This window comes from Alphaproteobacteria bacterium HT1-32, from assembly GCA_009649675.1.
Classification (GTDB): domain Bacteria; phylum Pseudomonadota; class Alphaproteobacteria; order Rhodospirillales; family HT1-32; genus HT1-32.
The window spans coordinates 19,819-40,025 of the sequence record WJPL01000001.1 but is presented as its reverse complement, the minus strand read 5'-3'; the positions used below and the strand labels follow the sequence as shown (position 1 = coordinate 40,025).

Sequence of the window (20,207 nt, the reverse complement as noted above, 5' to 3'; positions counted from 1 at the left end):
CTAAAGATCGGGGTGAACATTGGGTTAAGAAACACTTTGGTCGACTGCGCTGTTCCGCAGTTTTCCTTGGGTTTTGCTTTTCAGCTACTTGCATTGCTGATCAGGCCCTTTGCGACAGGTTAAAGTTCTCGGTCACTTCAGGTGCCAGTTCAGGTCTGTTTCCGAGAACATGCGGGCGGCCGGACTCCAGTACCGGTTATAGATTGTCGGTACATTGCGGGTCCGTTTGCAGTATTCGATCCAGAAGAAGTCCTGGCTGTTATCGACCCACTTCAGCCGGCCAGTGCGGTGCATCAGATCGACGATATCGTGATCTATGGTCTCGAAAGGCAATGTGTAGGGATTTCCGGTCATGACGCAGAGCATGTCGCGGGCCGGATAGTAGGCGACGGGGGGCGGCTCCTTGAACCGCGTCCGGTAAATGTCGCCATCCCGGCGGCTGTTCCACCAGAATTCTGACGGATTATTCAGACCTGTCTGAATGACCAGATGCGGATGTCGGTGCATCGCGAGATCGACCAGATACTCATTGGTGAAGAACTGATCGACATCCGGCCGGGCGAGGTCAGCACGCAGATCCCGGTAAGCGGTTTCCATCATGACGCGGGGATGGCCGACCACAAGATAGTCGTATGGTTTCATGGCACGCAGGGTTTTGGACAATCCGCGGCCAAACACATGGTCTGGCGGTGCCATCAGGACCAGCGCCTCACGGGCAAGGGATGTTTCAACCTGATCCCATACAGCCCGGTACAGGCAGGAGCGCGCCGCGCCGTCGCCATTCTGTTCAAGAATTGAGGTGTTTATCCGGAGCGGAATACCAGCCTTGTCGAGAAGATGCCGGACCTGATGCAGCACGGGCAGTTCGCGGCGGGTGCAGTAGATATGCTGAACAACCTCATAATCCTTCATCAGGTCGGGCAGATTATCCGGCAGCATCAGTGACGGCAGCATGGTATGCGCCATCAGCCGCGCGAACATGTCACCATAGAAGATTGTATTGATATCAATCCGGCGGCAGGGGCGTGTCACAGACCGGTCGTAGTTGCTGATCTTCAGGAAGAATCTGCTGGCGATGACCTGCCCGGGTATTTCGGGGTCACCGATGCAGAGGTTATCACCGGGTATCAGCAGGTCATTACTTGCACCGAACTGCTTGGCCGGCTGTGTGCTAACCCGGCAGCTGATGCGCCCCTGAGCTCTGACCAGAATAAGCGTCAGACGATCTCCCACCGGCTGATCGCAGAGACGGTATCGTTCGATGCTGCGCCAGCTGCCGCCATCCCCGACGGAAAGGCTGAGCGTATTGTCAGCTTCACGGGTAATCTCGAAGCAATGGTCTTTCAGTGGTCGCAGCAAGGTCTGTCGTGCGCCGGTATCATGAACTGAAAGCTCTGCATGCAGCTCAAAGTCATGATCGGCCATCACAGCCATGGGCAGGCGAAAATCATCGTTCAGATGGCTGGCCGGGCGACCGGCAAAGGCGCAATCGTGATCTGATGACTGATCACTATAGATGATGATGTCGTCATAGTGCCCCTGCCATCGCCTGATATGTGCGTAATGACGGTTGGTGTCGGAATCATCGGGGTCCTGTTGGCGGGCGCGATGAAGCCAGGGTTCTGCCTTCGCCAGTTTGCCCTGATAGGTCAGGCAATAGCCCAGTTGCCGGGGGGCCGTGACCGGCGCTGCCGGATTTTCTGCGGCCCGCCGGAAGGCGGTCTCGGAACGGGTCCAGTCAGCCCGCAAATTTGTCAGCAAGCCGGTCGCAAGGTCGATTTCAAGCTGATCGCCATTGAACCGGTTGGCCAGCGTGAGGGCTTCTTCTGCGTCGGTAAGCGCCTGATTTGCTTCGGGATGCCGATAGGCCCACTGGTAATAGCGGGCGAGATTGATCAGGAAGGCACCCCGGCGGACATGAGCCTGCCCGGCTTCAGGAAAGCTTTCCTTCAGGTCATTGAACGCCCGGAGGGCGGATTCCCAGTCATTCGATTTGTAGAAAACTTCTGCCTGCTTGATGCGCAGCTTTACGGATTCCGGGAAGGTTTTCAGTCCGTCCGACAGGGTAGCGTTGAGGGCATCCGTATCGCGTTGTTTTTCATAGGCGAGCGCCAGTGCCAGATACAGGGCCTCTGTCGACAATCCTGCATTACGGGCCTGAAGCAGGGCCGCAATGCCCCGGGACAGGTTTTCCCTGTCGGTGGAGATAAGGGTCAGGCCATATTCAAACCAGATCTGAGATGATTTTGGGAAGATGCCCAGTCCGTTCCTGAGCAATAATAACATCTGTTCGGCGGTTGCTGTTCCCGCTGGCAGTTGGGTCAGTCGCAGGAAGGCGTCTTCCGGGCAGCCGGGAAGGCCGCAGGCGGTGGTCAGATAACTGGCCGCATCGTCACTATGTTGTCGGTCCAGGCATATGACCCCGAGCAGATAATACGCATTGGGATCATCAGGAAAGCTCTCGGTTATGTCGTGACAGATCGTCTCTGCCTGATCTGCGCGGCCACTTTGCAGTTGCAGTAAAGCAAGCTGCAGCTGTTGCTGGAGATGTCGGTTGTTCATGTTTGCATCAGACAGGTCATTGTAGACAATGATCGCCGCAAATGATTGATTTTCTGTTTACCATGTTTTGTCGGGGCCCGGATTTCTGATGGATACGCTGACCCGACAGGCATTTGCGTTTTTGGATGCGGGTATGACTGACCGCGCAGGCGACATGTTTCGTCAGTCGATTGCCGGAGACCCCGCCAATAATGCTGCCCGTCTTGGACTGGGGATCGTACTGATCCGGCTGGGCCGGTATGATGAGGCGGTTGAGCAGCTTGGCACGGTTGATCCGGAAGATGCCCGTTACGCGGAAGCGCGGATAGCGTCTGCCGAAGCCTATGCAAGGCAGGGAGACCATGCCGCCGAAGTGGCCGCCCTGAATGATGCCATCACCCATCATCCGGCGGCCCCTCTGGCGCTCAGACTGAAACATGCCTCTGCCCTGCGCCGTGCCGGATCATTTGACGAGGCTGAAGCCGTCATCACTGTTCTGCTCGGCATCGCGGCCCGGGATGTAAATCTGCTTTATGAACATGGAATGATCGCCATGGACCGCGGTCAATATGAACAGGCGGCAGACCGCTTTCGGTCTGCACTGGCGTTGAATCCCGACCTTACCGAAGGCTGGGTCAATCTTTGTATCGCAGCGAAGAACAGCTATCAGCCGGATATTGCGGTTGAGGCAGGACGGCGGGCTGTTCAGATTGAACCGGATATGGTGCTGGCCCATGTTGCGCTGGGGAATGCGCTGCGTGCCGCAGACCGCAGACCCGAGGCACTGGCTGAGTTTCTGACCGCCGTCACGCTGGCCCCTGACAATGCCGAAGCTCAGATGGGCCGGGGGCTTCTGCTGATGGAGACGGGGCAGATCCCCGAGGCCGTTCAGGCTTTGACGAAAGCCTCTGAACTGTCGACAAAGCAACCCCGGATATTCAACAATCTCTCTGTGGCGCTGCGCTATAACCGCCAGTTTGATGCAGCCATTGTTGCGGCCGAACGGGCAGTCGATCTGGTTCCGGCTTCGGCTGACAGTCACAATAACCTGGCGAATGCGTTGCGTGATGCGGGACGTCTGTTTGAGGCAGAGGTGGCATATCGCCGTTCACTCGCCCTGCGGCCCGGCCATGCGCCGGTCATGGGCAATCTGGCAAATCTGCTGCGTGACCTGATCGAGCCGGATGCCGCGCTGGAAATGAACCGTGCTGCCGTTGCAGCAAATCCCGATGATGAAGTTGCCGGGACAAAACTGTTGTTCGGTTTATGCCAGCATCCCGAGATTGACCCTGAAGAACTGGTTCGTGAACATCGTCGCTGGGCAGAGCGGTTCTGCGCTGATCCGGAGGCGAGGCCCGCGACGCAAGACCGGGATGCGGACCGGGTTATCCGTGTCGGGCTGGTGTCGCCGGATTTCCGCGCGCATTCGCTGCGCTATTTCATGGAAGGTCTGTTCCGGCTGCAACCGAGAGCACGGTTTCACCTGACCGGATTTGCCGAAGTCGTCCGGCCTGACGCCGAGACGAACCGTATACGTGGACTGATGGACAACTGGGTGAATACGTCAGGCCTCTCACAACGCGGATTCTCTGCTGCTGTGGAGCAGGCCCGGATCGACATCCTGATCGATCTTGCGGGTCATACGGCTAACAATCGTCTGAACAGTTTTGGCGACCGGCTGGCCCCTGTGCAGGTGGAATGGGGCGGCGGCTATGCCTGCACCACAGGCCTGTCGCAGATGGACGCCATTCTGGTCGACAGGGTCGTGGCACCGCCCGGTGACGAAGCCTTGTTTACAGAGCGTCCGGTATATCTGCCCGGCTGCTTTACCAGTTATCATCCACCCGCCAATGCACCCGGCGTCTCGCCCTCACCGGCGATGAGCCGGGGATATGTCACATTCGGCAGCATCAGCCGTTCCAGCAAGCTGAACCTGTCTGTCATACGGGCATGGTCGGATATTCTGAAACGGACAGCAGGTTCCCGTCTTGTCCTGAGGGACCGAAATCTCGGCGACACGCGATTGCAGGAAAAGCTCCGGTGTTTCTTTGAAGCAGAGGGCATCAGCCGGGACCGCATCGACCTGCTGGGGCCAGCCAGTCATGAAGTGACGATGGCGACCTATGACGGGATTGATATCGCTCTCGACCCGTTCCCGAACAGTGGTGGCATTACCCTGTGTGAAGCGATGTGGCATGGCGCGCCGGTCGTTGCCTTGCGGGGCAATTTCTTCCTCGCACGGGTTGGTGCCAGTCTGATCGGCGGTGCCGGTTATCCGGAATGGGTATCTGATGATGTACCGGGTTATGTTGAGACGGCCGCGGTGCTTGCCGCAGACATTCCGGCCCTTGCAGAAATCCGCACCGGACTGCGCCCGGCCATGGCAGGTTCCGATCTTTGCGATGTCGACGGTTACGGTGCTGCATTCGGCTCCGCCCTGTTGCAGCTTTGGGAAGACTATTGTGCAGATTAGTTTGTTCTTTTGAACGAATAGCTGTGTTGTACTTTTGCTCTGCCGCGTAGACTCCGGGTGATTCGCACTATTGGTCCGGACTGCAGACGTTGGTATTCAAACAATCGGAAGTATTCTGGCGTCAGCGCGATATCCCGGTGGAATCGCTGCTTGAGACGGCGCGTGCTATGGAACGCGAAGGGCGGGTGGCCGCTGCAGCCGCCGCCTATCGCCAGCTTATGCGCGTTTCACCGAATGATCCTGACGCCCTGATCGGACTTTCCGAACTTTCTGCCAGACTTGGCAATCTCAATGCGTCTGTTGATGCGCTGCGGCTGGTTTGCCGGCGATATCCGGATAATCATGCGCTGCAGTTCCGGCTGGCGGAACGTGAACATGCACGCGGGCATAACGAGGTCGCCACCGGTATCTGGCGCCAGCTGGCACAGCGTGATCCGCAGGATGGTGCAGATTATCGCTGGCGTGGACAGGCCCTGGAGAAACTGGGCCGAACTGATGAAGCCCGTGCAGCCTATGTGGTTTCGGCGAAAATAGCCCCGGATGACGCCGAGACATTCTGCGATCTGGGTCGCCTTGATATCTCCGCCGGGCGAAACCGGGATGGCCTGAGAAATCTGCTCCGGGCGGTCGAACTGTCACCAAAAGACGGTCTGCCGCTGAGCTGGCTGGCCCGTGCCATGCTGTCACAGGACCGTCTGGAAGAAGCATTGAAGACGGCCAGCACAGCTGTTGATCTGTCGCCGGACAAACCGGCATGCTGGATTGCGCTGGGACGGGTGGAGACCGGCCGGATGGCCTTGCGACAGGCAGCGAATGCCTTTTACCGGGCGTTGTCCATCGACCCCCGGTCGGTTGAAGCACATACCGGACTGGCTGAACTCCGTCTGGCTCAGGGGCGGGCGGATGAAGCTCATGCCAGCTATTCGCTGGCGATGGCTCTTTCGGTGAGTGATGACGCGCCGCCGGTGCCGCTTGATGCGATCCTGTCGGTTGGCGGGCAGCAGGAAGATCTGCCCGGCTATATGCTGCCGCCGGGCGGCGTAACCTCCTCCGTGATTGTCATCGGAACCAGCCGGATAGGTGACCTGGACCGGACTTTAACAGGTCTGGCAGCCCAGACCCTGCGGCCTGACAGTTATCAGGTTGTGGTTGTCGACACCTCGGCGGAGCATGTCTGTGCACCCGTGGTTGCCAGATTTGCCCCCCGGTTTCAGAACTTCAGACATCTGCGTGCCGAAGGGACGGACTGGATCGATGGCTGGAACAGTGCCGTCGCAGCAGCAGATGGGGGTGTTTTTGTGGTTGTTGGCGAGGGGGTGCGCCCGCTGCCGACATTTCTGGAAAACCTGTTACGTCCTTTCCGTGACGCCGATACCCTGCTGGCCATGCCCCGTGTGCTGCCGGGCTTTGACAAGACGCCCAGCAACTGGCTTGGCGGGATGCTGTCACCGGCAGGTGGTGGCTGGCGACTGGAAGCCTACGGCTGTGTTGACCCGGGTGAGGAAGAGGTTTCCCTGCGTGCAACCGAAGCATCGGCTGATTGTTTCGCCATCAGTCGTGAGCTGCTGGAACGCTGCTCCGGCCCACATCCCGGAGACACGTCGCTGGAGCGGCTGCAGTTCGCCGGGCCGGGTGCCGCCTCACTGCTGACAGAAGCAGAAGCCAATGCAGTGCCCTGCCATTATGCTGCCGGTGCCACGGCGATCCGAAGGATTGATGGCCGGTGGATTGAGCCGAACGGGCTGTTTCGCCGGGCCTTTAGACGCGGTGTCACGGCATCATTCGAGGATATCCGGGCTGACTCCGTACAGGTCATTGAAGGATCGGTGCCGGTCTCACCCCCGCTTGAATGGGTCGGGCCGATGGACCTGCCCGTTGATGAAATACTCAAATCCGGCTGGCGTCAGGGTTATGCCTGGCATCAGCGCGAAGTGAACCGCGACAAGGGATTGTGGCGGTTTGTCCTGAAAGGGAGTTACCGGAATTACTGAGGCGGAACAGAGACTACAGGCGGCGCGGCAGCTTGAAGCCGAAGGGGATTTTGCCGGCGCTGCTGATCTCTATACTCAGATGGTTCTCGAACAGGAAACGCCGGAACTGTACTGGCGACTGGGTAATTGCCAGCATGCGCTGGGGCGTTTTGCACCGGCTGCCCGGCATTACTGGAGTGCTTTGTCCCTCCGGCCTGATTTTCCGGAAGCGACGGTCAATCTGGCAAATACGCTGATTGATCTTGGCAAGGCACCGGCTGCGGTTGCTGAACTGAAAGGCCTGCTGACCCGCTATCCGACTTATCCGGCTGCACTGGCGGCTCTTGGCAGCGCGGAATTCGCCCAGGATAATCTGGCAGAAGCTGTTGAGGCGTTTTCCGCCGCATTGAAACTGCGCCCGGATGATCCGGTGACACAGCTAAATCTGGCCAGCCTGAAAATTGCACTCGGCGATGCCGCAGCCGTCATTGATGATCTGCGGGGGCTGGCCCGGCAATGGCCGAATGCGCCGGATGTTCAGAATGCGCTTGGTCTCGGCCTGCGGGCGACAGGTGATCTTGATGAAGCCATCACGGCGTTTCAGAAAGCACTGCGGATGGATGCGGGGAACCCGGATTATCTGACAAATCTGGCCGGGGCCTGGCAGCTGAAGGGTCGACTGGACCGGGCAGGCGAGAGTTACCAGCTGGCAATCGAGGCGCGACCGGGTTTCGTTCCGGCCTATCTGGGGCTTGGTTCTGCACTGATACTGGACGGACAGGCCGCAGAGGCCGAAGCCTTCCTGACCGCTGCCGTCGATGGCGATCCGGGTAATGCGGATGCGTGGAGCAACCTGGGCAATGCCTTGAAAGCGCAGGCCCGATATGACGATGCAATCACGGCTTATCGTCAGTCGGTGAAACTGCGACCGGATGATAAAGGCCTGTGGAGCAACCTTTTGCTTTGTCTGCGTTATGATCCGTCACGCACGGCGGCTCAGGTTTATGACGAACATCTGGCTTTTGGCCGGACTTTCGGTCAGGGAGCGGGGGCTGTCACCTCTGCGCCGCCACTGTCGGAAATTCAGACTGTCCGGGCATCCCGGCCTTTGCGGGTTGGATATGTTTCTGCGGATTTTCGCAGCCATTCCGTTGCCTTCTTTCTGGAGCCGGTTTTGCGGGCGCATGACCGGAATGCAGTTGAGGTGATCTGTTACAGCGATGTCGCTGCCCCCGATGGCGTGACCTCCCGCCTGCGCGGGCTGTCTGATGGCTGGCGTGATCTCCGGGGGCGGGATGACAGTGTTGCGGCGGATATGATCCGCTCTGATGCCATTGACCTGCTGGTCGATCTGTCCGGTCATACGGCGGGCAACCGGCTGGGTGTCTTCGCTGAACGGGCAGCACCGATCCAGCTGACCTGGCTTGGCTATCCGGGAACCACCGGTCTGGCGGAAATGGACTACCGCCTGACGGATGAAATGGCAGACCCGGACGACAGTTTCCATACCGAGCAGATGGTACGTCTGCCCCATGGCTTCCATTGTTATGGCCCGCCGCCAAATGCCCCGGTCCCTTCGCGAAGTGAGGGGCGGCCCCTGACTTTCGGATCATTCAACAATCTGGCCAAGATTACGCCGGATGTCATGTCCTGCTGGGCACGGCTGACCGCGTCAGTTCCGGATGCCCGATTGTTGCTGAAGGCGCGGCCGCTGGCGGATGCAAAGGTGCGGGAACAGTTTATCCGGATCGCAGAAGATGCAGGGCTGGCAGCGGACCGCCTCACGCTGATTGGTCATGTAAAGGATCTGGCAGAACATCTGGCGCTGTATCGCGATATTGATGTAGCACTGGACCCGTTCCCCTATGCCGGGACCACGACAACCTGCGAGGCGATGTGGATGGGAGTGCCGGTTGTCACCCTGCGCGGGACGGCCCATGCCGGGCGGGTTGGTGCCAGTCTGCTGACGACAGTCGGTCTTGACGATCTGATTGCGGATGACCTCGATGAATATGCGGGGATTGCGACGGCACTTATCGCTGACCGGGCACGACTGGCTGATGACCGGCAGACACTGAGGGCGCGGGTGGCGGCAAGTCCGCTCTGCCATGCAGAGGACTTCACCAGGTCGCTGGAAGATGCCTATCACACGCTCTGGCTTCGACAGAATGCACCGGATTAGATATGCATTATGTGACCGCCCGGCCGGGCAGATTAACTGAGGATCGCGGAAGATGACGGATAAGGTAATCACGCAGGTTTCACCCTGGTTCGACGACCGCGAGCAGGCGCTGGTTACGGAATGCCTTGAAAGCGGCTGGATTACTGAAGGCCCGAAAAGCGCGGAATTTACCGAACGCCTTAATGACATGATCGGCGTACCCTACGGCGTATTCGCACCCAATGGCACACTGGCTCTGGTGCTGGGATTGCTGGCACTGGAAGTTGGACCGGGGGATGAGGTTCTGGTTCCCGATGTGACTTTTATCGGGTCGGCCAATGCTGTTCTGATGACCGGTGCAACCCCGGTCTTTGTCGAGGTAACAGGCGACAATTTTCAGATCGACCTGTCGGAGGCTGACGGGCTCGTAACAGACCGGACAAAAGCGATCATGCCGGTTCATATGTTTGGCATGTGCGGTGATATGGATGGGGTCCGGAGCTTTGCCAAACGACATGATCTGCTGATCATTGAAGACGCAGCACAGGCAATCGGCGTGCATTATGATGGCGTCCATGCCGGTGCCATGGGTGATGTCGGCTGCTTTTCGTTCTTTGCCGACAAGACCATTACGACCGGTGAAGGTGGTTATGTGACCTGTCGGGACGAGGCGGTGTATGACCGGCTGCGCCTGTTGCGGAATCAGGGTCGTTTTGACCGTGGCGCCTATGTGCATCCGGCCATCGGCTATAACTTCCGTATCACCGACATGCAGGCGGCGATTGGTCTGGCGCAGCTTGAGAAAATGCCGGAAATTCTGGCGCGGAAGGCCGCACATCTGGCACGGTATGAAGCCAACTTTTCTGATCTGCCGGATGTCTATCTGCTGAAGCAGCAGCCGAAATCCGGCTATGTGCCGTTCCGGCTGTTTCTGTTTTCTCCGGCCGGTGAGGCGCTGCTGAATTACGTCAACGAGAATGGTGTGCAGTCGCGGCCGTTCTTTTATCCGCTGCATCGCCAGCCCTGCTTTGCGTCACTGAGAGAAACCCAGAACCTTGATGACAGCCGGTTCCCGAATTCGATCAGGGCGCATGAACATGGCCAGTGCCTGCCGATCCACCCGGCGTTGTCGGAAAGTGATATCGACCGGGTGTCAGAAGTTGTCAGAAGTTATTTCGAGCGTTGATCGGTGAATTTTTATCAGCATTACAATCGCCTCTATGCCTCGAAAGACTATCGGGCTGAGGCAACTGTTGTGCTGGATCTGCTGACAAACGGGGATGGGGCGGACTGTCAGCGGTTGCTGGAGGTGGGGTGCGGTACCGGAAGCCACAGCCGGGCCTTCGCCGCTCACAACATCTCTGTCACGGCTGTTGATACTGACGAGGAAATGATCGCCTCGGCGCAGGCCGCTGGTCCGCATGACGGAGTGACGTTCATTGCCGGGCCGGTTGAGCAGTTGCCACCAGATCAGTTTGATGGCGCTGCCGCCATGTTCAATGTTGTAAATTATGTCACCGACCGCACCTCCCTGATCTCGATGTTTCAGGCCGTTGCCTCGCATCTGCACCCCGCGTCATCATTTGTTTTTGACTGCTGGAATGGTGTTGCAGCCCTGATTGATCCGCCGCGTAACGAAGTACGGGACTTCCTGTCTGATGGATGGAGCTATCATGTGACCATGACAGCAGTCACCGACCCGATGCGCCAGCTTGTCGAGGTCAGTAATGAGTTTGACGCGGAGGGGCCGGGTGGCGAGGCCCATCATTTCTCGAACCGGCTGATTCATCGTCTCTGGACACCGGCGGAACTGACGGATGTGGCCAGGGAGGCCGGGTTTTCCTCTGTTCATTTCATGCGCTGGATGGTGCCGGGCAAGCAGGCCACGGCGGAGGACTGGAAGATCATGGCTGTAGCCAGACGCGGGGCAGCGTGATGCGGAAGCTGCATCTCGGTTGCGGGCCACGGATCATTCCCGGCTATATCAATGTTGATATTCAGCCGTTTGACGGTGTGGATGTGGTGACCGACCTGCGTGATCTGCCCTTCGCTCCGGGCAGTGCCGATTTTATCTATAGCTGCGCCAATATCGAACATTTTGGCCGTCATGAGTGGGTCGGCCTGCTGCGCCACTGGCAGTCTGTTCTGAAGCCCGGTGCGACATTGCGCCTGTCGACGGCAGATTTCGCAGCAGTTGTTGAGCGTTATCGTGAGGTCGGCAATATCAATGAACTGCTGGGGCTGGTCGTTGGCGGTCAGAAGGATCCGTGGGATCTGCATGGCATGATCTTTGACTTCAGCAGCCTCGCCGCCGGGCTCGAAGCCGCAGGTTTTAAGGATGTCCGGCGATATGACTGGCAGACAACCGATCTGGCGGAGATGGGAATTGATGATTTCAGTCAGGCTTACCTGCCACATATGGACAAGCAAAACGGCCGCCTGATGATGCTGAATGTCGAGGCGGTGAAAGTTGGATGATGGCGGTCGCTGGTATAATCTGATGTGATGATTTCAGTAACCTGAATTTGACCGACAGGTGGGACAATGAGCGATCAACTATCACTGCGTGGCAAGGTTTCCGAAGCTGAATGGGAAGTCCGGGTCAATCTGGCGGCGGCTTATCGCCTGATCGATTATTTCGGCATGACCGATATGATCTTCACCCATGTGACGGCGCGAGTTCCGGGACCGGAACACCATATTCTGATTAACCGGTACGGTCATTTCTTTGAGGAGGTGACAGCCTCCAGTCTGGTGAAATGCGATCTGGACGGCAATGTGGTTCAGAACGAGGCCGTCGAGGCCGGTCTGCAGGACATGGTCAATCCGATCGGATTCGGTTTTCACTCTTCGGTGCATGAGGCCCGGCCTGATGTGGGCAGCGTCATTCATACTCATACCCCGGCGGGTATTGCCGTGTCTTCGCTGGATTGTGGCCTGCTGCCCAGCAACCAGACGGCGCTGCGCTTCATGGACCGGATTTCCTATCACGATTATGAAGGCGTTCTGCCGGACAAGGCCGAACTGAAACGGATGACTGCGGCTCTCGGGCGAAACCCGGCGCTGATACTGCACAATCATGGTCTGCTGACCTGTGGTCGCCATGTGCAGGAGGCTTTCCATCTGATGTACTATCTTGAGGAAGCCTGCCAGTTACAGCTCGATATTCTCCAGACGGGCCAGAAAATTCACCCGATAGATCCGGATGTGATGCAGCAGGCTGCCCGTTTCTTCCGGGAGAGCAAATATGTGCCGGGTGAACGGGAATGGCCGGCCTTGCTGCGTATGCTCGACCGTATCGACCCCGGTTATCGGGAATAGGCGATGCAGGCGTCATCCCCCGCCTCCCCGAACCGGTCTGTGCTGCGGGGATTTCAGTCGATTGCCGAGGGGCAGGTTCATTACCGTTATGCGGAACCTGCGGGATCAACAGACAGTCTGCCGCTGGTGATGATTCACGCCAGCCCCGGGTCATCCCTGCAGATTGCCGGTCTGGTGGCAGAATTTGGCAAGACCCGGCGGGTCATCGCGCCGGATACACTTGGTAACGGCGACAGTTGTCCGCCGGCCATGGCCGTGCCCGAGATCGGCGACTTTTCTGATGCGCTTGGACGGTTTCTCGATGCGATCGGGCTGGATCAGTGTGATCTTTACGGCACCCATACCGGAGCGTCGATTGCGATGGAACTTACCATCGCGAGGCCGGACCGGGTGCGCAAACTGGTGATCGATGGCATGGGCCTGTACGCCCCGGAGGAACAGGCAGAGATTCTCCGTACCTACGCGCCGGAAATCACGCCGGACCTGAATGGCAGCCAGTTCAACTGGGCCTGGCATTTTCAGCGCGATCAGTTCCTGTTCTGGCCCTGGTTTCAGCGTGATGCTGACCATCGCCGCGATACGGGATTGCCGGAGGCGGATGACCTGCATGATATGGTGGTGGAGGTCCTGAAATCCATCCGTACCTATCATCATTCCTATCGGGCAGCTTTTCGTCATCCCAAACGTGACCGGCTGCCGCTGATCACCCGGCCCTGCATCGCAGCGGGTGAGACAGATGACATGCTCTATCCCTATCTGGACGAGGTCGTCTCGCTGATCCCCGGCGGGCGGCGGCTGGACCTGCCGGGTCATGCAACGCAGCAGGCGACGGCTGAGACCGTGCGCCTGATTTCCGGGTTCCTCGATGAGTGAGACGGAAAGTTTCGATTACATCATCGTGGGCGCCGGATCCGCCGGCTGTGTGCTGGCCAACCGGCTGACGGCGGATGGCCGGTTCAGTGTGCTGCTGCTGGAAGCGGGGAAGCGAAACATTAATCCCTGGTTCAGAATACCGCTGATGACTGGAAAGCTGCTGCGGGGCAGGGCACATAACTGGTTCTATCACACCGAGCCGGAGCCGAACCTGAATGGTCGCAGGCTTTTCTGGCCACGTGGCAAGGTGCTGGGTGGTTCCTCCTCCATCAATGGCATGGTCTACACCCGTGGTCTGCCGCTGGATTATGACATCTGGGCGCAGACGGGGCTGCCGGGCTGGTCATTCGATGATGTGCTGCCCTACTTCCGGCGATCAGAGAATTATCAGGGCGGTGCGAACGACCGGCATGGTGCGGACGGCCCGATGCCGGTGACCCGGCCGGAAGACCCGAACCCCCTCTATGACGCGTTTCTGACGGCCGGACGCGAGGCAGGACTGCCGGAGACCGATGACTTCAATGGCGAAAACCAGGAAGGGGTTGGCCGTTACCACTTCAATATCGCAAACGGTCGGCGACACAGTTCAGCGGCGGCTTTTCTGCTTCCGGCGCTCGCCCGCAAGAATCTTGAAGTGCGTACCGAGGCACAGACAACACGGCTGCTGATGCAGGGACAGGCCGTCACCGGTGTTGAATGGCGACAGGGTGGTGATATCCGGACGGCACAGGCCCGGTGTGAGGTGATCTTGTGTGGTGGGGTCGTCAATTCACCGCAACTGCTGATGCTGTCGGGTATCGGGCCGGGTGAACATCTGCGGTCGATGGGACTTGATGTTGTGCATGACCTGCCGGCTGTCGGAAAGAACCTGCAGGACCACCTGCTTGTCCGGGTCCAGCATGCCTGTCGTCTGCCGATTACCATGCACAGCCTGTTACGGGCTGACCGGGCTGTCCGTGCGGTGGTGCAGGCGATGCTGTTCGGCTCTGGACCGGCGTCAAAGTTTCCGCTGCTGACCGGTGCGCTGGTGAAAACCCGGCCGGAACTCGATCATCCGGATATCCAGTGTCATTTCCTGCCCGGACTATCGACGGCTGCCGTCCGCTGGAACCCGTTTGCGAAAGCCGGGCCAGATGACGGGCATGGTTTTTTTGCCAATGCCTACCAGCTGCGCCCCGAAAGTACGGGCGAGTTGCGGCTGGCATCGGCAGACCCGTTTGAGGCCCCGCGGATCACGGCGAACTATCTGGCGACCGAAACAGACCGTCGGACGATCCGGGATGCCGTAAAGCTGTTACGGCGTATTTTTGCACAACCGGCGTTCGATCCTTATCGGGACCGGGAACTGTCACCGGGTGACGGAATACAGTCGGATCAGGAGATTGACGGGTGGGTGCGAGAGACGGCTGAGTCTGTCTTTCACCCTGTCGGGACCTGCCGGATGGGCGTTGGGGCTGACGCGGTTGTTGATGGTAATCTGCAAGTGCATGGCATCAGGGGGCTGCGTGTTGTTGATGCCTCCGTCATGCCCCGGATGCCCAGTTGCAATACCCACGCTCCGACGGTGATGATTGCCGAGAAGGCAGCAGACGCCATTCTGGCGTGAGTTGTGGTCGGGCAGCCGTTTGTCCGTCCGTCAGAGCAGACCCCAGTATTGTGGCAGCCACAGTGCCAGTGACGGAAACAGGGTGACCACGGCCAGACGGCAGAGGTCGGCAATGAAGAAAGGCGTGATGCCGGTGAATATGGTTTTCAGCGGCAGATCCTTTGCCATGCCGTGCAGCACGAAAACATTGATCCCGATGGGTGGTGTAATCATGCCGATTTCCATGACCATGACATTGACAACGCCCCACCAGATCGGATCAAACCCCATGCCAACAACCAGCGGATAGACAAAAGGCAGGGTGATCACCATCGCAGCAATGGTGTCAAAAATGCTGCCGAGAATCAGATACATGATCTGCAACAGCAGGATGACCAGCAGCGGGTGGAGGTTCAGCGCCTCGATATTATCGACCACGGCCCCCGGCAACTGCGACAGGGTGACGAAATAGCTGAAGATTGATGCCCCGATGATGATGGTGAAAATCAGTCCCGTATTGGCAGCGGTTTCACCGAGACAGTTGAGGAAGCTGCGACGGTTCAGTTTGCCGCGCAGTGCAGTGAAGATGAAGGCCAGGCTGGCCCCGACGGCTGCAGCTTCGGTAACGGTGAAGACGCCGCTGTAGATGCCGCCGGAGACGACAATCGCCAGCACAATTACCCGCCAGGATTCACCGACGACGACCAGCCGCTTTGCCCAGGGAACACGCGGGCCGGCGGGGCCGGCATCCGGGCTGATCCGGACATAAATGGCGATGGTTGCGAAATAGAAGGCGACGGTCAGCAGGCCCGGAATGATGGCCGCGGCAAACAGGGCGATGACGAATTGTTCGGTCAGGATGCCATAGAGAATCATCACGACAGAGGGCGGGATCAGCATGCCAAGGGTGCCGCCCGCGGCAATGACACCGCTGGCCAGAGTCGGGCGATAGCCACGGTTCAGCATTTCCGGCAGTGCAATTCTGGCCATGGTGGCGGTGGTTGCGACCGATGATCCGCAGACCGCACCAAAACCGGCACAGCCACCGACGGTCGCCATACAGAGCCCGCCCCGCCAGTGGCCGACGAGGGAATAGGCCATTCGGTAAATGTCGGCAGACAGCCCCCCGGCACCGGCAAAGGCACCCATCAGCAGAAACAGGGCGAGCACGGCCAGTCCCTCGTTCGCGATGGCGCTTGATGGTTCTGTCCCCAGCAGGCTGACCGCAGGGCCCCAGCCGATAATGGCGGCAACACCAACCAGACCCGTCAGGCCCATGGCGATACCGATGGGGATATGCAGGATAATCATCAGGAACATCGCCCCGAGGCCGATCAGCCCGGTAAGGATCGGATCCATGGTTCAGGCCTCGTCAGGGTTGATGGCGACTTCTGATGTCATCTGTTCAGGAACAGCAGACGGCTGACCGGTAACGGCGGAATAGGCCCGGTTGGCGACGACCCAGCCCTGAACAGGGATGCAGAGGGCCATGATCGCTGTGGTTATCCACCACCATCCCGCAACGGGTAACTCGACAGTGCCGGTGGTCCGGTTGTTGGCCTGCAGATCCAGAGTGAGTACGACGAATTGCCAGGCCAGCAGACTGAAGAAGGTCAGAACAGCCGCTGCCCCGAACAGTTCCAGCCAGGATTCGGCCCGCGGGCCGACAGCCTTTCCAAAAAACCGGATGGTGATGTTATGACCCTGCAGAAGCCCGGCCGGAAAGCAGGTTGCGATAACGATCGGATAAACCAGTTCGCCAATATCTCCGAACCCCGGAATACGGGGGCCGTCGAGCCATCGGCTGGTGGCATCAATCATGGTCAGGAAGGCGATGAGAACCAGCCCGCTGAAGCCAAGTGTCGCCACATGGCGGGTGAACCGGTCGAGACGATACTGGGTGCGTTGCATCAGGTTCCGCAGGTCTGTTCAGGTAAGCGGGGATGCACCCGACAGCGCATCCCCGTTATCAAAGTCACACGAACTGGATGTCAGCTCTTGCCGCGGACAGCAGCGATGGATTTCTGCATCTCGTCATAGATCGCCTGACCATTCGGGGTCTTTGAAATCCATGATTTATGTACAGGCGCCGCATCAGCCCTGTACTGCTTATCGAGTTCTGGTGTGACGGGAACAAATGTCACCTTGCCCTCGTCAGCGACACCCTGACGGAGCGATCCGGCGATATCGTCATAGGCCTGGCCACCGGCCTTCGCCATGGCAAGGCCGCCATGTTTCATCATGATGGCCTGAACATCGGCAGGCAGCTTTTCCCAGGTGTTCTTGTTCATCAGCAGAAGGAAGGGAATGACACCAATCGGAACTTCATGGGCATGGTCGACTAGCTTGATGGTCTTGAAGGTATTCATGCCGGTCCAGCCCTGAATGGCGGCATCCAGAATGCCGCGGTTGAAGGCTTCGTTCATCTTCGTCGAGGCGATGGTTTCCGGCGATGCGCCGATAATTTCCACCCATTCCGCATGGATGGGGCCGACGCTTCGCATTTTCTTGTTCTTCAGATCAGCAAGCGAGGTTATCGCACCCTTTGTGAAAATCGCGTTCGGAGCGGAGGCGAAGAAGCCGATCAGATGGGTGTCGTCAAACCCGCTGAGCATGCCTTTTTCGTAAAGGTTCCAGCCAGCGATGGAAGCTTCATAGCCGTTTTCGGCAAAGAAAGGCAATTCCATGATCTGGAGTTCGGGGAACTGACCGGCGGTATAGCCTGGCAGTACCCAGGTGATGTCGGCGACACCATTCTTGACCAGCTCATACTGCTTGAACGGGTTTTTGCCGAGCGACCCGCCCCAGAAAGCCTGCATGTTTATCTTGTCACCGGCTTCAGCCTGTACGGCTTCCATCCATGGTTTGATGACCTTGGCGACGCCGACGCTTTTCTCAGGTACAAAAGTCGCAACCTTGACTGTGACGGGTTCAGCAAAGGCGCTGCCCGCAAACAGTGATGCGCCGATCATGGCGCCAAACAACCTGCTGCCTCTCATGTTACTCTCCTCGCTATCCCTGTTTAACTGACGCTGATCGCACGGGTCTTGATCGCCCGGTCATATCCTATCATCGGAACCATAGCAGCGTTCCTGTCGGGAACGCTAGTATTGACATAAAAGTATGTCAATATAACGATTAAAGGCAGGAAACGGAGGGTATCATGGATTACGCGGCAGACGGGTTGATCGGTATCGTGACGCCTCAGGCAAATTGTAATGTCGAGGCTGAACTCCGGATTTTGCTGCCATCTTGTTACGGGATGGCCGTCGCCCGCATGACCAGCAATGCGGAGAGCATGAAAGACCGTCTGATTGCCTATTTTCGCGATCTTCAGGAAACCCTCGACCGGTTTGATAATGCGCCGCTGTCGGCGATTGGTGTCGGCTGTACCGGGTCGTCCTATCTGATTGAGCCAGAGGAAGACCAGGCGATTTTTGATCTTGCCACGCAACGGCGTGAGGCGCCGGTTCTGTCGACCGCGACGGCGATCGATATGGCTTTAAAAGAAATAGGGGCAAAGCGGATCGCGCTGGTCAGCCCTTATGCGGACTGGCTGACTGACGCGGCCCGGGCGCACTGGACACGCTCTGGCTATGAGGTGGTGGCGGTGGAGAAAACCCGTGCGGTGGAGGGTTATCATTCAATCTACGCGCAGCCGGGTGTCGCCGGATATGAGGCAGCGGGACGGCTGCCGCAGGATGGTTATGATGCGGTGGTGATTTCCGGTACGGGTATGCCCAGTCTTGCTGCCATCGCCGCGCTGGGGGATGCCGGTGGTCCGCCGGTCTTGTCGTCGAATTTTGCTCTGGGCTGGTTGTTGCTGAACCAGGTTGAATGGGACGGTGGTAATCTGTCGTTCAGTGACTGGATCTCGGGTGCCGGTGGCTGGCAGGACCGCCTGTTCCGCGATTACCGGGCTGCCCGGCTGGTCTGATATCCGGCCTTTGTCAGTTCCAGAAGATGAGTTTCGATATTCCGGTTCTTCGGGTTTCTGAAACGCATGATCTCGACCATACCGATATGTTCAGCAACCTTGCGTGATGCAGGGTGGTCAACCGGCATGTTGGCGTGAATGGCGTTGAGGGACAGCCGGTTGAAGGCATCATCGCGGATCGCTGTGGCTGCCTCTGTTGCATAACCGGCTCCCCAGTGACTCCGGTGTATGACCCAGCCAATATCATTGACCTCCCGGCCATTGACGGTGAGATGCATCAGTCCGGCATCACCGAGCAACTGGTTGTCGGACCGACGGATAACCGCGAACCGGCCATAACCGAACTCTGTCCAGAAATCGAGATTGCGGCTAATCCATCCCCCGACCGCGATATCGTCAAAGGCATGCGGATAATAGGACATGGTTTCCCGGTCCTTCAGCACAGGGGCGAAGGCCTCGAAATGCTGCTGTGTCAGCGGCTCCAGCCGGAGACGGTTCGTCGTCAGAACCGGGATGGTCATCAGGGAGCTCCTTGCAAAAGGGGCGGGGTGGTAGCCTGACTCTGCTGGTCAGGCAAGGCTAACAGGCGGTTTTACCCAGCCTGCGACGGTCATTTCCATTTCCATGCGCCGGGATATTTCACCGGTCGGGGCGATCTGCCATGTCCAGTTACAGTGCGGATCATCCAGCAGTTCCGATGTCAGGGAAGATTGCCGGGTCCATGTTGTCGCGGGCAGGGTTCGCCGGCGGACTTCCGTTTCGGCAATCAGAACAGTCTGACAGTCAAAGGATCGCAACCAGTCCAGATGGACGCGGTGGACTGCGGTTCGAAGAGCTGCCTGATCTGTCGGGGTGCTGCGGCTGTCGAGAAAGGGCAGGGGCAGTTGTGTGATCAGGTTGGCAGAGACAACCAGATCAATGCGGGGCTCTGTCTGCCACAGATCGACAGGGCGGATATCAGAAAGGTTGTCCGGCAGAGTGGTTGCCAGCAGACCGGTGAGATCTGCCGTTATCAGCCTGATCTCAGGGTTACGACGGGCCAGCCGTCTGACCGAGATGTGAAAGGCAACATCGGCCAGCCAGATTTCAGTGTAGCGGGAGAGCAATGTCTCAACCGGCAGATCGAAACTGATCCCGGCCCCGGCCAGTAAGGCCACATCCCCTCCCGGTGCATGGTCAGTGATGACCTGATGGCAGTTCTGCTCATGTGTCTGCCAGGCGTTTCTCCAGCGTTGCCGCCGGGCATGAATTGCCGCCAGTTCCCTGTGGAACCCATAGGAGCGGAACGGCGGGGGACAGTTGCAGCGCAGGCTGTCGATGAACTCGGCAATCATCTTCCGGCCCGC

At 58.5% G+C, this 20,207-nt stretch carries 16 protein-coding genes; 10 read left to right on the top strand and 6 right to left on the bottom strand.

Features of this window, described 5'->3' with window-relative positions:
* Positions 1–132: 132 nt before the first annotated feature.
* The gene (locus GH722_00200) at positions 133–2,562 is read right to left on the bottom strand and encodes a tetratricopeptide repeat protein (GenBank protein ID MRG70172.1); all 2,430 of its coding nucleotides are present in this window, start codon (positions 2,560–2,562) and stop codon (positions 133–135) included.
* A gap of 88 nt (positions 2,563–2,650) precedes the next feature.
* Between GH722_00200 and GH722_00195 the strand changes: the two genes are divergently transcribed.
* The 9 genes from GH722_00195 to GH722_00155 all read left to right on the top strand — a co-directional run bounded on the left by GH722_00195 (position 2,651) and on the right by GH722_00155 (position 14,945).
* The gene (locus GH722_00195) at positions 2,651–5,014 is read left to right on the top strand and encodes a tetratricopeptide repeat protein (GenBank protein ID MRG70171.1); all 2,364 of its coding nucleotides are present in this window, start codon (positions 2,651–2,653) and stop codon (positions 5,012–5,014) included.
* Between the two features lie 89 nt (positions 5,015–5,103).
* Entirely contained in the window at positions 5,104–7,005 is a 1,902-nt protein-coding gene (locus GH722_00190; GenBank protein ID MRG70170.1) for a tetratricopeptide repeat protein, read from the top strand.
* A gap of 79 nt (positions 7,006–7,084) precedes the next feature.
* A complete protein-coding gene (locus GH722_00185; protein ID MRG70169.1) occupies positions 7,085–9,166 on the top strand; it encodes a tetratricopeptide repeat protein in 2,082 nt (693 codons plus the stop codon).
* A gap of 52 nt (positions 9,167–9,218) precedes the next feature.
* Positions 9,219–10,331 carry an aminotransferase class I/II-fold pyridoxal phosphate-dependent enzyme gene (locus GH722_00180; GenBank protein MRG70168.1) on the top strand — a complete coding sequence of 371 codons (1,113 nt, stop codon included), beginning with the start codon at positions 9,219–9,221 and terminating at the stop codon, positions 10,329–10,331.
* Between the two features lie 3 nt (positions 10,332–10,334).
* Complete coding sequence (locus tag GH722_00175; protein ID MRG70167.1) at positions 10,335–11,081, top strand: methyltransferase domain-containing protein; 747 nt, start codon at positions 10,335–10,337, stop codon at positions 11,079–11,081.
* The gene (locus tag GH722_00170) at positions 11,081–11,623 is read left to right on the top strand and encodes a methyltransferase domain-containing protein (protein ID MRG70166.1); all 543 of its coding nucleotides are present in this window, start codon (positions 11,081–11,083) and stop codon (positions 11,621–11,623) included. The genes GH722_00175 and GH722_00170 overlap by 1 nt, the downstream gene beginning before the upstream one ends.
* A gap of 66 nt (positions 11,624–11,689) precedes the next feature.
* Positions 11,690–12,466 carry a class II aldolase/adducin family protein gene (locus GH722_00165; protein MRG70165.1) on the top strand — a complete coding sequence of 259 codons (777 nt, stop codon included), beginning with the start codon at positions 11,690–11,692 and terminating at the stop codon, positions 12,464–12,466.
* Positions 12,467–12,469: 3 nt separating this feature from the next.
* Entirely contained in the window at positions 12,470–13,339 is an 870-nt protein-coding gene (locus GH722_00160; protein MRG70164.1) for an alpha/beta fold hydrolase, read from the top strand.
* A complete protein-coding gene (locus GH722_00155) occupies positions 13,332–14,945 on the top strand; it encodes a choline dehydrogenase (GenBank protein ID MRG70163.1) in 1,614 nt (537 codons plus the stop codon). Before GH722_00160 ends, GH722_00155 begins: the two co-directional genes overlap by 8 nt.
* 30 nt (positions 14,946–14,975) lie before the next feature.
* Here the strand turns inward: GH722_00155 and GH722_00150 are convergent, their stop codons facing one another.
* The 3 genes from GH722_00150 to GH722_00140 form a co-directional block, all read right to left on the bottom strand.
* Positions 14,976–16,283 (bottom strand): TRAP transporter large permease subunit, encoded by a 1,308-nt coding sequence (locus tag GH722_00150; GenBank protein MRG70162.1) that lies wholly within the window; start codon positions 16,281–16,283, stop codon positions 14,976–14,978.
* Positions 16,284–16,286: 3 nt separating this feature from the next.
* Positions 16,287–16,835, bottom strand: coding sequence for a TRAP transporter small permease subunit (locus GH722_00145; GenBank protein MRG70161.1), 549 nt, complete (start codon positions 16,833–16,835; stop codon positions 16,287–16,289).
* An 80-nt stretch (positions 16,836–16,915) separates the two neighbouring features.
* Positions 16,916–17,923 (bottom strand): hypothetical protein, encoded by a 1,008-nt coding sequence (locus GH722_00140; protein ID MRG70160.1) that lies wholly within the window; start codon positions 17,921–17,923, stop codon positions 16,916–16,918.
* A 164-nt stretch (positions 17,924–18,087) separates the two neighbouring features.
* Here GH722_00140 and GH722_00135 point away from each other — a divergent pair, with 164 nt between their 5' ends.
* Complete coding sequence (locus GH722_00135) at positions 18,088–18,861, top strand: hypothetical protein (GenBank protein MRG70159.1); 774 nt, start codon at positions 18,088–18,090, stop codon at positions 18,859–18,861.
* Here the strand turns inward: GH722_00135 and GH722_00130 are convergent.
* Together GH722_00130 and GH722_00125 are read right to left on the bottom strand one after the other, a co-directional pair.
* On the bottom strand, positions 18,837–19,382 hold the full coding sequence (locus tag GH722_00130; GenBank protein MRG70158.1) for a GNAT family N-acetyltransferase: 546 nt from the start codon (positions 19,380–19,382) through the stop codon (positions 18,837–18,839). The genes GH722_00135 and GH722_00130 overlap by 25 nt on opposite strands.
* Before the next feature lie 48 nt (positions 19,383–19,430).
* Positions 19,431–20,195: a hypothetical protein gene (locus GH722_00125; GenBank protein MRG70157.1), complete on the bottom strand. Its 765-nt coding sequence runs from the start codon at positions 20,193–20,195 to the stop codon at positions 19,431–19,433.
* Positions 20,196–20,207: the final 12 nt, after the last annotated feature.

Bases quoted from the DNA above. Each gene is read 5' to 3' on its own strand.
- GH722_00200 (MRG70172.1), bottom strand. From the start codon at position 2,562: ATGAACAACCGACATCTCCAGCAACAGCTGCAGCTTGCTTTACTGCAA.
- GH722_00195 (MRG70171.1), top strand. From the start codon at position 2,651: ATGGATACGCTGACCCGACAGGCATTTGCGTTTTTGGATGCGGGTATG.
- GH722_00185 (MRG70169.1), top strand. From the start codon at position 7,085: ATGGTTCTCGAACAGGAAACGCCGGAACTGTACTGGCGACTGGGTAAT.
- GH722_00180 (MRG70168.1), top strand. From the start codon at position 9,219: ATGACGGATAAGGTAATCACGCAGGTTTCACCCTGGTTCGACGACCGC.
- GH722_00170 (MRG70166.1), top strand. From the start codon at position 11,081: ATGCGGAAGCTGCATCTCGGTTGCGGGCCACGGATCATTCCCGGCTAT.
- GH722_00165 (MRG70165.1), top strand. From the start codon at position 11,690: ATGAGCGATCAACTATCACTGCGTGGCAAGGTTTCCGAAGCTGAATGG.
- GH722_00160 (MRG70164.1), top strand. From the start codon at position 12,470: ATGCAGGCGTCATCCCCCGCCTCCCCGAACCGGTCTGTGCTGCGGGGA.
- GH722_00155 (MRG70163.1), top strand. From the start codon at position 13,332: ATGAGTGAGACGGAAAGTTTCGATTACATCATCGTGGGCGCCGGATCC.
- GH722_00150 (MRG70162.1), bottom strand. From the start codon at position 16,283: ATGGATCCGATCCTTACCGGGCTGATCGGCCTCGGGGCGATGTTCCTG.
- GH722_00145 (MRG70161.1), bottom strand. From the start codon at position 16,835: ATGCAACGCACCCAGTATCGTCTCGACCGGTTCACCCGCCATGTGGCG.
- GH722_00140 (MRG70160.1), bottom strand. From the start codon at position 17,923: ATGAGAGGCAGCAGGTTGTTTGGCGCCATGATCGGCGCATCACTGTTT.
- GH722_00135 (MRG70159.1), top strand. From the start codon at position 18,088: ATGGATTACGCGGCAGACGGGTTGATCGGTATCGTGACGCCTCAGGCA.
- GH722_00130 (MRG70158.1), bottom strand. From the start codon at position 19,382: ATGACCATCCCGGTTCTGACGACGAACCGTCTCCGGCTGGAGCCGCTG.
- GH722_00125 (MRG70157.1), bottom strand. From the start codon at position 20,195: ATGATTGCCGAGTTCATCGACAGCCTGCGCTGCAACTGTCCCCCGCCG.